The following is an 11,943-nucleotide window of genomic DNA, read 5'->3' as shown; positions in this document are numbered from 1 at the left end:
AGTGAATAATCGCTTAGTTTCAAGCTGTGCAGTATGCTATTGATAGCTAACGTCTGATAAAAGGCCTCGTTATACTGCGTATTTAAATTGTAGCTTTTTCAGCTTTTCATTTTTTATTTTGAGCAATACAATTCTATTACCAGTGAAAATTGGTTTTACAAAATCGTATGCATTAAAATTGATTTTGGTTTAAATGGTCGCTTTAAATTTGAATTATTCTAGCGTCCTTCTTATTTCTTTAATTATTTCATATAGTTCAACACAGCTTTTTAAAGAGGAATGGTTGACTCCCTTTTTGTTTTCTAAAATTTCAGCGAAACACTTAATTTGAGCGTAATATCCTGAATTATAAAGTTGATTGTTTTCGAGTGTGGGAATAAAATTATTTCGGTGATTTATGCGTGATATTATTTGGCTTGATTTAAAAATTTTCTCCTTTGGGATGTTGAGAATGGTTCCCTTTTTTTCGTACGAAATGAGTGCCTCTGTATTGTTAATTTCACAGATTTCATTTTTCATATTTACAATTAGTTTTTCCGTTGGATACTCCCATGAATAATTTGTTGATAATTCTATAGATCCAACATTCCCATCATTATGTTCTAAATGCAAAAATATTGTTGTAGCTGATTTTTGTGTTTTTACAACCTTGATATTTGATTGTTTTATATCGCCAAAAAGGAAGATGATAAGCGAAAGCGGATGAATGAATATCTCCGTTAATAAATCTCCCTCTGGGTAGTCTCCTGTTACATATCGATAATTGTAAGAAACATTTTTAAGCTTTTTATTTTTTAAGCTTTGATAACTTGGAGCATATTGTTTTTGCAATCCTATAAGACAAAATTGATTGGTTTTATTTTCAATTTCAATTAGCTGTTTTAATTCCACCAAGTTTGCACATGGTGGCTTCTCAACAAAAACAGCTTTACCCGCTTCGAGTACTTTTTTAATTAATTCAAAATGTGCAGATGGGACTGTAGATATAAATACACCCTTTATTTCGGGGTCGGAAAGTACAATCGATAGGTTATTTGTGCCAATAACCCCTCGGAAATGCGCATTGACTAAATTTGCATTTTTACTTCCTTTGGTTACGATATACTTTAAGTCTAATCTTAAATAATTTAGAATAGGATACAAATTATTAATGCTATGTTGACCAATTCCAATAAAGGCATATTTTTCTGTATAGCCCGATCTTAAAAACCTTTGTTTTCTTTTGTTTTTTGTGATCTCAATCAACCTCTTAATCATTATGCATTATTATCAATTCGTTTTCATAGATACTAAATTGATTTTTACATAGTTGTCTGAGGAGTTAAAGAAGTTTTGAAAAGCTTAACGTACAACAGTTTTTTTTGACGAACAAGTTAAGCTGGGAATAATTCTTTTAACGCTTTGCGTGAAAGTTTGGCTTTTTGGTCGTTCACTAATATCACCGTAAAGTCTGATTTTGATACTTTAATGATGTGATCAGTATTGATAATCCATGATCGATGTACACGCATTAATGAAGGGAAGTCTTCGAATTCTTCCTCGAATCGTTTGATGTTTTTTGAGATTATAATAGGCTCCTTGCTCGTAGAAAAGACTTTTGTATAAGCACCATTTGCTTCTAGAGAAACAATGTCTTCAATTAATAAATATTCGCGATACCCCTTATTAATATAACTGATCTTTTGTTCAGATTTTCGCAAAGTATTCGACAGTGCGTCCAATTTAGTTTTATACAAATCAACAGCTAAACTTTCTTCAACTTTTGTCATCGCAATCTGCAAACGTTCAAGTTCAATAGGTTTTAAAATATAATCAATGGCAGAAAGTTCGAACGCGGTAATAGCAAAATGGTTGTAGGCAGTAACGAATACAATTTTGAAATTTATCTCATCAAAAAAATCGACAATTTCATAGCCCGCATAACCAGGCATCATCATGTCTAAAAACACCAAATCTGGAGCAAGTGATTTAATTCCTTCAACCCCTTTCGGTAAATCTTCAAACTTCCCTACAACCTCATGCGAAGGATGATAACTCAGAATCAATCGCTCTAGAATTTCTCGCGCTCCAAATTCGTCGTCGATAATTATAATTTTCATAAGCGTAAATTTAAATTATAGGACATTGACTTTAAGAAGTGTTTTAACTAGGACAGGTTTTTTTGACGACCAACACCAATTGGTATTCGAATTGTAACTCGGGTCATAATATCTTCGTCACTTTGTGGTTTTAATTGTTCGTATTTATAACCCAATTCTGTTTCGTAATAATCATTTAATATCTCAAATCTTCGCTTAATGGCATCCAATGAGAATGATTTATGATTGCCTGTTTGTCTTTTCTTAATCGTTTTAGCTGCTTCATAACCAATTCCGTTATCCTCTATGGTGCAAATTAATGAAGTTTGTAATTCGAATTTTATATTCAGTTTTTTATTACCACTTTTATGCAGTAATCCATGTACAATTGCGTTCTCAATAAAGGGTTGAATAAGCATGGTTGGAATCTGAATTTTAGTGTCTTCAGGTGGAGTGATCGTAAAGTTGAAATTTTCTTTGAATCTTAATTTTTCTAGCGATAAATAAACCTCCATCAATGAAATTTCTTCAGCAAGTGAAAGGGTGTCTATTTCTGAATAATCTAATGTTTTTCGAATCAGACTGGCGAATTTGTTGATCGAACTATAAGAACTTTCTTTATCGCCACTTAATACAAGATGCTGAATTGAATTGAGCGTATTAAAAATAAAGTGTGGATTCATTTGTGAACGTATAGCCGTTAATTTCGAATTGTCTAATTCGTGCTTGATATTGATTTTACGAATTAAATAATTGATCCTTATTCTATAGATATACCAAGTTACAAATAATATACTTGCTATTATAAGTAGATAAAACCACCATTTTTGCCAATAGGGAGTTTTAATAATGAACCTGTATTCTGTCGAGTCGAGTAGCACATCGTCTAAGATTAATTTCATCTTTAAGCGATAATTTCCACTTTTGATATAAGGGTAAACGATTTCATTTTTTGTTACTGGAATCGCTCGCCAATTTGTGTCTAAACCTTCAAGTTGATAATAAATTTTAGCCTGGTCGCGGTTGAGGAAATCGCGGTAATCAAATTGAACGGTTAAGTTGTTTTCTGTAAATTCAAATATGGTATCGCTGAATATGTTGAGCAGACGATCATTCGTTTTAGTTTCTACGATATTGAGTTTAATTAATGGCGGAATCTGATTCAATTGATTCAGATTTACCGAATAAATAGCATTTTTTTCAGCTAACCATAAAAGATCGTCACTGCATACAAAATCTATGACCGAGGTAGGAAAAACACCTGCGGTTGGACTCAACATTAAAAATTTCTTTTTTACCAAATCATAAACCTGTAAATCCGCTTTTGTGAGGATAACTAAGTGATTACCAATTTTGGCAATCTTTTTTACAATGTCAGAATGTAAACCGTTTGTTTCGCATAAACGGGATACCATGGAGTCATTCTCAAAAAACATGACGCCATTTCTTTTGGTGCCGCAAATAAATTGATCGTTTGCAAAAATTAAACTATTGGCCGCAAATTTTTCGTCATTAAATCTATATGTCTTGATTTCGTTGGTAAATATTTTACCTCTAAATACTCCTTTATTAGTGGAATAATAAACCATACTATCCTCTTTAGAAAAGGAGACGGCGGTAAAACGATCTGAACCTTTAAGTACGGTTCTGTTGATAAGGTCTAATCTTTGATTTTTAATATCTATGAGGTAAATTCCTCCAAATTCTACAGTTAAAAAATTGTTTTTATCAATGGGCTCAAAGTCTTTAATGTTGTAGCTAGCTATGGCGGATATTGGACAATTGTCAATTGGGAATACAGGGGCTGAATTGAAATTATTGCGGTAATAATAGATACCTCTTTTACTTCGAGATGTTAACGACGTTTTGATAAGTTGCTCATTTGATATTTTATAGATTTCATTCTCTGCATTCAACATATACACCTCATTCGTTGGTGATGCTGTAATTTTTAAAATTGTTTGAGTGGTTATTATTTTTTTGTTCTCTAAATTGGGGATCACACGAATGCCTTCGCCAAAAGTGCCAAAATATATTATACCGCGCTCATCTTTATGCATGGTGGATACAAAACAATCTCTATAAAATTTATTCGTTTCTTGTATTGTGCCATCAATTAACTTCAATATACGCGCGCTATTTTTAGCGTTCATTCCGACTAGAGTATGTTCATCTATTTTATAAAAACGCTCATTTAATTCTTTTTTATAATTGACTTTTAATGTATCGTCAAGAAAAATCAATGACCATTTTGAATTGACGCCAATTCTGTTGGATCCTAATGTGTATAGTTTAAGGAAATTAATGTCTATAGGATCATTGTTGTCTTGATATTGCTGCTCATACAAAGGCTTTATTTTTCCATCCTTCAATATTAACATTGCTGATTTTTTTGAATCGTTAAAGAAAATATCTTGCTGGTCGAATTGAACATAATTACTCCAGATGCCAGTTGCATTGTTTAATGAAGGAGCAGTTGATTTTCCCGAATCGTCTAAAAAACTAATTTTATAATCGGACATCGCAATAATTTGGTCTCCCTGAAAAAAGTATTTGAAGTACCGCCCTGTTTTCGTTTTATCATCGAAGAATAGTTTAATGCTGTCAGATTCTATTGTGAAAATTTGACCATTTAAATTCGAGCAAAATAATTTTCCGGTAATAGGACTTTTACGAATATCAAAGAATGATGTGCCTAGTGTGTTTTTTACGAAAGGAATTTTTTGAAATGTTCCTTGGTCATATCTGTAAACACCATCGTTTGTACCCGTGTATAATATGCCTGTTTCAATGTCGTTGAAAATTGAATAGATGTCTGTATTTCTTAATTCATCTTTTCCAATAGTGAAAAATGCAGGCTCTTGTCCGAGGACGTAAAGTGATGAAAATATGAAAAGTAAAAAGAATTGTAGTTTATGCATCGGGCTGGCAATATATCAATTTTCGCAGAAATTACTTTTAATGCAATTGCTATAAATCATTTTATTAGCTTAATAATCGGTGGTTTTCTTTTTACCTGTGCATCATTTTTACTTGCTTTAAAGAAAATTTCGTGATCTTTGTCTGATCGTTCAAGATAGATAATTCTATTATTGAAATGGAGTAGTCGATTGATGAAACCAGAATTAATTTTCTATCTTTTGAAAATTAATTCGAGGTTTTTATTCAGAATATATAGATTTAAGAAGTTTAAAAATAAAGATATGAAAAGGGTAGTAATTACAGGTTTAGGAGCACTTACGCCAATTGGAAATACGGTTGATGAATTTTGGGCAAATGCCATCGCAGGTAAAAGTGGCGCGGCTAAGATTACAAGGTTTGATACCTCTTTATTTAAAACCAATTTTGCTTGTGCTTTAAAAGATTATGATCCAACAATTTATTTGGATAGAAATCAAATCAAACGTAGTGATTTGTTTACACAGTATGCTTTATATGCCGCAAGTGGAGCAATGATTGATGCTGGACTTGATGTAACGGGAATGTCTCCTTATGATTTAGGTGTGATTTGGGGAACTGGTCAAGGTGGTTTGCAGACGTTTGAAAGTGAAGTGTTAGAATATGCAGCGAATGGAAAAGTGCCACGTTTTAGTCCTTTTCTTATTCCAAGGCTAATATCGAATATGGCATCTGGAATGATTTCTATCAAATTTGGTTTGATGGGGATCAATTATACGACGGTTTCAGCTTGTGCATCTTCAAATTCTGCCATTATGGATGCCTTTAATTATATTCGTTTAGATAAGGCAAAAGTGATTGTAACTGGAGGTTCTGAATCGCCAATTACTGAAGCTTCTATTGGTGGTTTTACTGCTATGAAAGCAATGTCAACGCGAATGGATGATCCGCAAGGTGCATCTCGTCCTTTTGATGTGGATAGAGACGGATTTGTGATGGGTGAAGGTGCTGGAGCATTAATTCTTGAAGAATATGAACACGCTAAAAAACGTGGAGCAAAGATTTATGCTGAGGTAGTTGGTGCTGCTATGACTGCAGATGCTTATCATATTTCATCTACGCATCCAGAAGGTGTAGGCGCAGCAAAAGCAATGGAATTAGGTTTAAAAGAAGCGAAATTAAACGCTTCGGATGTGAATTATTTGAATACGCATGCAACTTCAACACCGGTTGGTGATTTAAGCGAAATTAACGCGGTTAGGTCTATTTTTAAGGATCAATATGAAAATTTAAAAATAAGTGCAACCAAGTCAATGACAGGTCACCTTTTAGGTGCTGCTGGAGCGGTTGAAGCTATTTTGTGTATCAAATCTATTCAACATAATATCATTCCACCAACGATTAATACAACGAAAATTGATCCTGCTATTCCTGCTAATATGCCAATTGTTATTCAAGAAGCAATTGACCATGAAGTGAATGTGGCAATGAGTAATTCTTTTGGCTTTGGTGGTCATAATGCCATCAATATATTTAAAGCTGTTTAAGTTTATTGGTCAATCGTATAAATCTGGATGTTTTGAACTTTTAGACGTGTTAAAAATTGCTGAAATTGAGTAAAGTGGCTTTTTGCAACTCATGAACGTATATGCTGCGCTAGTTGACGGTTTTTTCGATCTTTATCGTGTTTTTTTGGTGAAATAAATCGGGGCAACCTTTTTTAAACACCGTTGTATTCGATCTAAACTAAAACTATTATTATGAAATTTTATTTTGCCTTCTTTTTCGGAATTGCCGTAGTGAATACCTCTTTTTCTCAAAAAGCATTAATGCCTGATGATAATTTTGAGCAAGCCATGATCGATATGGGTTATGATGTCGCTCCTTTGGATGATTCGCTTATAATTAGCGAAGTAGCAGGTATCACATCGTTGGAGATTTTTGCGCTGGATATTGCTGACCTAACTGGAATTAAGTATTTCACTGCTTTAAGAAATTTGAACTGTTCAGCAAATCCTTTAACGGAAATAGATCTCTCTCACAATGTTAATCTTGAGGTCTTGAATTGTGACATGACCAACTTATCTAGCTTGGACCTGAGTAGCAATGTTAATTTAGAGGATTTGCAATGCGAATTCATTGGTTTAACTGCCCTTGACGTGGACGATTGTTTGGCATTAAAATATCTTAGTTGTGGATACAATGATATAAGGAGTCTCAACCTTACCAATAACGTGCTGCTTGAAGAACTTTTTGTAGTTGGGAATGGTTTAACAGAGTTGAATCTTTTAGCGAATCCTAATTTAACGGAGCTTACATGTACTGGAAACCTAATTACTTCACTTGATTTAAGTGAGAACCCTAATTTAGTTTTTTTAGAATGTGCTGCCTTGTCGATTACATCAATTGATATCCTTGCCAATGATTTATTAGAAACCTTTATTTGTTATGGAAACGATATCAGTCGTATCGATTTTTCTAATGCGGTGAACTTAATAGAATTGAGCATCGAAGCAAATGAATTAACTGAATTGGATGTGAGTAATTCCGTTTTATTGGAAAAACTTTATGTCGGTTTTAATAGACTTGAAGAATTAGACCTCACAGCCAATCCAGCATTGAATACTGTGGATATTCGGAATAATGCTTTGAAAAGTTTAGACTTAAGAAACGGTGAAAACACATTAATTGGTTCTTTTAGATCGACAGATAATCCTGACTTGACATGTGTCAGTGTTGATGACGTGAGTTGGAGTGAAGCGAATTGGACGGATGTAGATGATGCACTTTTCTTTTCATCGAATTGTGAATTGAGCTTGCCAGAAACAAGGTTCGATTTTAATATTTACCCAAATCCTACCAAGGGAAATGTTTATATTGAAACAACAACGGCTTTTGACTATGATATTTATAGTATGGAAGGAGCGCGTTTGCAAAACGGAACAGGGAATGCCAATGAAGCAATTGATATAAGTGATCTTCCTTCAGGTATTTATTTGTTCTCAATCTCGAATGCTGACTTCAATAGAAATATGCGTTTGATAAAGGAGTAAGAAGATAACATTTAAATATTATGCTGCAATTTTTTATACAAGTCAAAACTCACGTTGATTGACGCGTATGATTCAAAAACAGTTTTTTAAAGTTTATTTTTTACTAAAATAAGAAGGGCGCTTGTAACTTCTTATAGCATAAATTGTTTAAGCTTAAAACAGATCAACAATTCTAGTATGAGAACTGTGTTTCTACTTTAATGAACTTGTTGATCATTTAAAGAATAAAAATGAAATATTTGGTAAAAACAGGGTTCATATTAATTGCAGTTTTATTGACAACTTCATGTAAAAAACGAGAAGAAAAATCGGTCGTATTGGTGCGTGATTGTACAACTACATATTTACGTGATGGTGATATTGATTTACCAGTAATAAATGCTCAGGAACTTATCTCAATTGATAGCGGTAAAGTTATTTCGGCAAAGTATTATTTTCCAGGGACAAAAAAGGTTACACCTGCATATGGAGATGATTGCGGTATACCACATGATTTTCCAAGAGGAGACTGGGTTACGGTTGAGGAGTTTCAATAAACAAGGATTCTTATAGCGAATTTTCAGTTATTTGGGATTAAAGCGCATAAATTTTGTTTTGTTAATGAATAGATATTACTTAATTTCGAACGGTAAATATCTCCGAATGTCTTATGAAATTTAATTACAAGAACTGGAAACTGGTTTTAAGTTTATTTATTGGCCTTATTTTATTGGGATGTACGCACCAAAAACCAATGCTTAATTTTGAAAGTGAATCGCTTAAAATAGAACAATTAACAGCGAATACTTTTGTGCATATTTCCTATTTGCAAACTGATGACTTTGGTAACGTTCCTTGTAATGGTTTAATAGTAATTGATAATGGTGAAGCGATTGTCTACGATACACCTGTTGATGATGCCGCTGCCAAGACCTTAATCAATTGGTTAAAAACAGAACAGCAGCTTAAAATTAAAGGAATCGTTGTGACACATTTTCACGATGATTGTTTGGGTGGATTGAATGCTTTTCATTTGGCTGAAATCCCTTCTTATGCTTCTGCTAATACGATTAAGATTTGTGAGGAAATGAAAGTGCCGATTCCTGAAAATGGATTTGAGAATACAGGAATAATTGAAGTGGGGAATACATTTGTCGAGAACCAATTTTTAGGTGAAGGACATACAAGTGACAATATTATTGGCTATTTCTCGAAGGATAAAGTGCTTTTTGGAGGTTGTTTGATAAAAGAAGTGGGCGCATCTGAAGGTTATTTAGGAGATGCAAACACAAAAGAATGGTCAAATACTGTCAATAATATTATCGATTTGTATCCTGATGTTGAGGTTGTTGTTCCCGGTCATGGCAAGCCTGGTGGGGTAGAACTTTTGACTTTTACAATGAATTTATTTCGTGAAAAATAAGCGACGAAAATAATAAGTTAGAATTATTTAATTATAAATCAATTATTTAACTACCTTTGGCATCATAATTGTAATAATCAAATTACAATAACAATTTAAGAACATGAATAAAGGAACAGTAAAGTTTTTCAATGAATCAAAAGGATTTGGATTTATCGAAGAAGAAGGAACAGGTAAAGAACATTTTGTACACGTATCAGGATTGATCGATGAGATCAGAGATGGTGACAATGTTGAGTTTGAACTTCAAGAAGGAAAAAAAGGATTAAACGCGGTTAAAGTATCAGTAGTTTAAGCCACTAAATATATTTTTTTTTACAAAAGGACATTCAGCAATGAGTGTCCTTTTTTTGTGCATTCAATTTTCGTTGATCGCATTTCGCTGCCAACTTCCAAATCATGTCGATATAATAAATCAGTTACAAAAGTTTGGGAGGTCTTTAGTCCAAAATGGTCATTTTGTACTAGAGAATAAGTTTTGATTGATTTTTAGGTTGAGAAATAATTTTACTAATTATAACTTAACCCAATAATCATATCCGAAACTCGATTTTTCGATGCCATTCTTTTAAGAACCATAAGAAACGAATTGAAACTGGTAAAAAAGTGAGGAAGCTACAATCTCTGATTGGAGATCGCCGATCTTTTCCAGTTTTAAGAGTGGTGTTGGTGAGTAAAAGCGGGCTATTGGATGTAGGCCCTGCCAGGCAGCCTTTTTTGCTTCCTTTTTTTGCTGTAAAAAAAGGAAGAAGATGTTAAATAAAATCGGGTATTCAAAATTTCAAAATAAAATATTGATGTATTAAAAAGGATGTTTTAATTTTATTTGAATAAACTCAATTATTTAGCTCGTCTGCAACAATTGGTTTTGATCCCATATAATCTTATTATTTTTGTAATATGGATAAGGAACTCATTCTAAATGAAACGGTCTTTAAAGCCGTTCGAAGTTCTGGTGCGGGAGGACAACATGTCAATAAGGTGGCATCTAAAGTGGTGCTCACATTTGATGTGATCAATTCAAACGGGCTCAGTGAAAGTGAAAAACGCCGTTTATTAAAGAATCTTGCTCCACAATTAACCAACGAAGGTGTCTTGCAATTAGCCGCACAAGAAAGCCGCAGCCAATTTCGGAACAAAGCATTGGTTACTGAGCGCCTCTTTGCTATTTTGACCAAGAATTTAATTCGACCGAAAGTGCGAAGAGCAACCAAACCTACGCGCGGTTCCAAAATCAAAAATGCCAAAAACAAAGCCCGCCAAAGTGAGAAGAAAAACTTGCGACAGAAACCTGGGTTGGAATAAACTTTCTCTTCTTCATTGGGAAGCGATGCCATTCCTTAAAAAACACTGCAATTCTTTTAGTTTCCTAGGCTACTTCTTCGAACGATCCATTAATTTTGTACCGCAATAAATACAGTCGAATGAAAAGAACCTTGGTAATTGGAGATGTACACGGTGGTTTAAAAGGCTTAAAACAAGCACTAAAACGTGCCGAAGTTACCGTAGATGATCAACTAATATTTTTGGGTGATTATGTAGATGGTTGGAGTGATTCCGCACAAACCATTCAGTTTTTAATTGAATTGGAAAAAACACACCAATGTGAATTTATTTATGGCAACCATGATGCTTGGTGCAACGACTGGCTGAGCAAGGATTTACTAAAACCACTTTGGTTAAAACATGGTGGACAAGCGACAATTGATAGTTATCAAAACATCAGTGCCGAGGAAAGACTTTTGCATCAGGAATTTTTTAATAAGATGAAGTATTATATCATTGACGATGAAAATAGACTCTTCATTCACGCTGGTTTTTCTTCATTACACGGACCAGTTAAAGAGTTCGATCAATCGTATTGCAATTGGGATAGAACCTTGTGGGAGCTCGCTGTGGCTGTTCATGGAAAAGTAAGCCCAGATGAAATTTCATTTCCTAAACGACTGAACCTCTTTCATGAAATCTATCTCGGTCATACCCCAACTTTAAATTGGGGCATTGAATATCCTTGGCAACGCATGAGTGTTTGGAATATTGATACTGGTGCTGCTTTTAAAGGCAAAGTTTCCATTTTGGATATCGAAACCAAGGATTATTGGCAAAGTGATCGGGTGATGGATTTGTATCCGGATGAGAAGGGAAGGAATTGAGTTTTTTGGGAGGGTGTGTTTTGGAATTTTTAGTTATTATCATTTGGGTGAATGATATATGCGAAATAGATTTAATTGTATAGTTCTATCTCAAAATATTTTATATTATTAAATAATAGTCCTATTTTTATTCTTCATAATCGTTATCATAGTGAACCGAATTAAAGAGGTACTTGAAGAGAAAGGTCTAAAACAAGTTTGGCTAGCTGAAAAGTTAAGTAAAAGCTATAATATGGTTAACTCTTATTTTCAAAATAGAACGCAACCAAGTTTAGAATTGTTATTTCAAATTGCAAAAATACTTGAGGTAAGTGTAAAAGATTTAATTGATTTGAAAACCAGTATAAATGAATAGTTTA

At 33.5% G+C, this 11,943-nt stretch carries 11 protein-coding genes; 8 read left to right on the top strand and 3 right to left on the bottom strand.

Features of this window, described 5'->3' with window-relative positions; genetic code table 11:
* Positions 1 to 213: 213 nt before the first annotated feature.
* The 3 genes from T367_RS0112025 to T367_RS0112015 form a co-directional block, all read right to left on the bottom strand.
* Positions 214 to 1,257: a Gfo/Idh/MocA family protein gene (locus tag T367_RS0112025; RefSeq protein WP_035843524.1), complete on the bottom strand. Its 1,044-nt coding sequence runs from the start codon at positions 1,255 to 1,257 to the stop codon at positions 214 to 216.
* Positions 1,258 to 1,373: 116 nt separating this feature from the next.
* On the bottom strand, positions 1,374 to 2,099 hold the full coding sequence (locus tag T367_RS0112020) for a LytR/AlgR family response regulator transcription factor (protein ID WP_027420069.1): 726 nt from the start codon (positions 2,097 to 2,099) through the stop codon (positions 1,374 to 1,376).
* A gap of 47 nt (positions 2,100 to 2,146) precedes the next feature.
* Entirely contained in the window at positions 2,147 to 4,999 is a 2,853-nt protein-coding gene (locus tag T367_RS0112015) for a sensor histidine kinase (RefSeq protein ID WP_027420068.1), read from the bottom strand.
* 282 nt (positions 5,000 to 5,281) lie between these two features.
* On the opposite strand from T367_RS0112015, the gene fabF reads away from it, so the two are divergent.
* The 8 genes from fabF (at position 5,282) to T367_RS0111970 (ending at position 11,939) form a co-directional block, all read left to right on the top strand.
* Positions 5,282 to 6,523 (top strand): beta-ketoacyl-ACP synthase II, encoded by a 1,242-nt coding sequence (gene fabF, locus T367_RS0112005; protein WP_027420067.1) that lies wholly within the window; start codon positions 5,282 to 5,284, stop codon positions 6,521 to 6,523.
* Between the two features lie 213 nt (positions 6,524 to 6,736).
* On the top strand, positions 6,737 to 8,029 hold the full coding sequence (locus T367_RS22235) for a T9SS type A sorting domain-containing protein (protein WP_051568520.1): 1,293 nt from the start codon (positions 6,737 to 6,739) through the stop codon (positions 8,027 to 8,029).
* Between the two features lie 230 nt (positions 8,030 to 8,259).
* Positions 8,260 to 8,565 (top strand): hypothetical protein, encoded by a 306-nt coding sequence (locus T367_RS0111995; protein ID WP_027420066.1) that lies wholly within the window; start codon positions 8,260 to 8,262, stop codon positions 8,563 to 8,565.
* Between the two features lie 113 nt (positions 8,566 to 8,678).
* Positions 8,679 to 9,431 carry a subclass B1 metallo-beta-lactamase gene (bla, locus tag T367_RS0111990; RefSeq protein WP_051568519.1) on the top strand — a complete coding sequence of 251 codons (753 nt, stop codon included), beginning with the start codon at positions 8,679 to 8,681 and terminating at the stop codon, positions 9,429 to 9,431.
* Between the two features lie 103 nt (positions 9,432 to 9,534).
* Entirely contained in the window at positions 9,535 to 9,726 is a 192-nt protein-coding gene (locus T367_RS0111985) for a cold-shock protein (protein WP_027420064.1), read from the top strand.
* A 605-nt stretch (positions 9,727 to 10,331) separates the two neighbouring features.
* On the top strand, positions 10,332 to 10,736 hold the full coding sequence (arfB, locus tag T367_RS0111980) for an alternative ribosome rescue aminoacyl-tRNA hydrolase ArfB (protein ID WP_027420063.1): 405 nt from the start codon (positions 10,332 to 10,334) through the stop codon (positions 10,734 to 10,736).
* Positions 10,737 to 10,855: 119 nt separating this feature from the next.
* Positions 10,856 to 11,584 carry a metallophosphoesterase gene (locus T367_RS0111975; protein ID WP_027420062.1) on the top strand — a complete coding sequence of 243 codons (729 nt, stop codon included), beginning with the start codon at positions 10,856 to 10,858 and terminating at the stop codon, positions 11,582 to 11,584.
* A 151-nt stretch (positions 11,585 to 11,735) separates the two neighbouring features.
* Positions 11,736 to 11,939: a helix-turn-helix transcriptional regulator gene (locus T367_RS0111970; RefSeq protein ID WP_027420061.1), complete on the top strand. Its 204-nt coding sequence runs from the start codon at positions 11,736 to 11,738 to the stop codon at positions 11,937 to 11,939.
* Positions 11,940 to 11,943: the final 4 nt, after the last annotated feature.

The sequence above is a fragment of the Crocinitomix catalasitica ATCC 23190 genome (assembly GCF_000621625.1).
Classification (GTDB): domain Bacteria; phylum Bacteroidota; class Bacteroidia; order Flavobacteriales_D; family Crocinitomicaceae; genus Crocinitomix; species Crocinitomix catalasitica.
Note: the sequence above shows the minus strand (reverse complement) of the source record. Positions and strands in the feature narration are given on the sequence as shown.

Coding starts and splice junctions, on each gene's coding strand:
- T367_RS0112025 (WP_035843524.1), bottom strand. CDS start 1,257: ATGATTAAGAGGTTGATTGAGATCACAAAAAACAAAAGAAAACAAAGG.
- T367_RS0112020 (WP_027420069.1), bottom strand. CDS start 2,099: ATGAAAATTATAATTATCGACGACGAATTTGGAGCGCGAGAAATTCTA.
- T367_RS0112015 (WP_027420068.1), bottom strand. CDS start 4,999: ATGCATAAACTACAATTCTTTTTACTTTTCATATTTTCATCACTTTAC.
- fabF (WP_027420067.1), top strand. CDS start 5,282: ATGAAAAGGGTAGTAATTACAGGTTTAGGAGCACTTACGCCAATTGGA.
- T367_RS22235 (WP_051568520.1), top strand. CDS start 6,737: ATGAAATTTTATTTTGCCTTCTTTTTCGGAATTGCCGTAGTGAATACC.
- T367_RS0111995 (WP_027420066.1), top strand. CDS start 8,260: ATGAAATATTTGGTAAAAACAGGGTTCATATTAATTGCAGTTTTATTG.
- bla (WP_051568519.1), top strand. CDS start 8,679: ATGAAATTTAATTACAAGAACTGGAAACTGGTTTTAAGTTTATTTATT.
- T367_RS0111985 (WP_027420064.1), top strand. CDS start 9,535: ATGAATAAAGGAACAGTAAAGTTTTTCAATGAATCAAAAGGATTTGGA.
- arfB (WP_027420063.1), top strand. CDS start 10,332: ATGGATAAGGAACTCATTCTAAATGAAACGGTCTTTAAAGCCGTTCGA.
- T367_RS0111975 (WP_027420062.1), top strand. CDS start 10,856: ATGAAAAGAACCTTGGTAATTGGAGATGTACACGGTGGTTTAAAAGGC.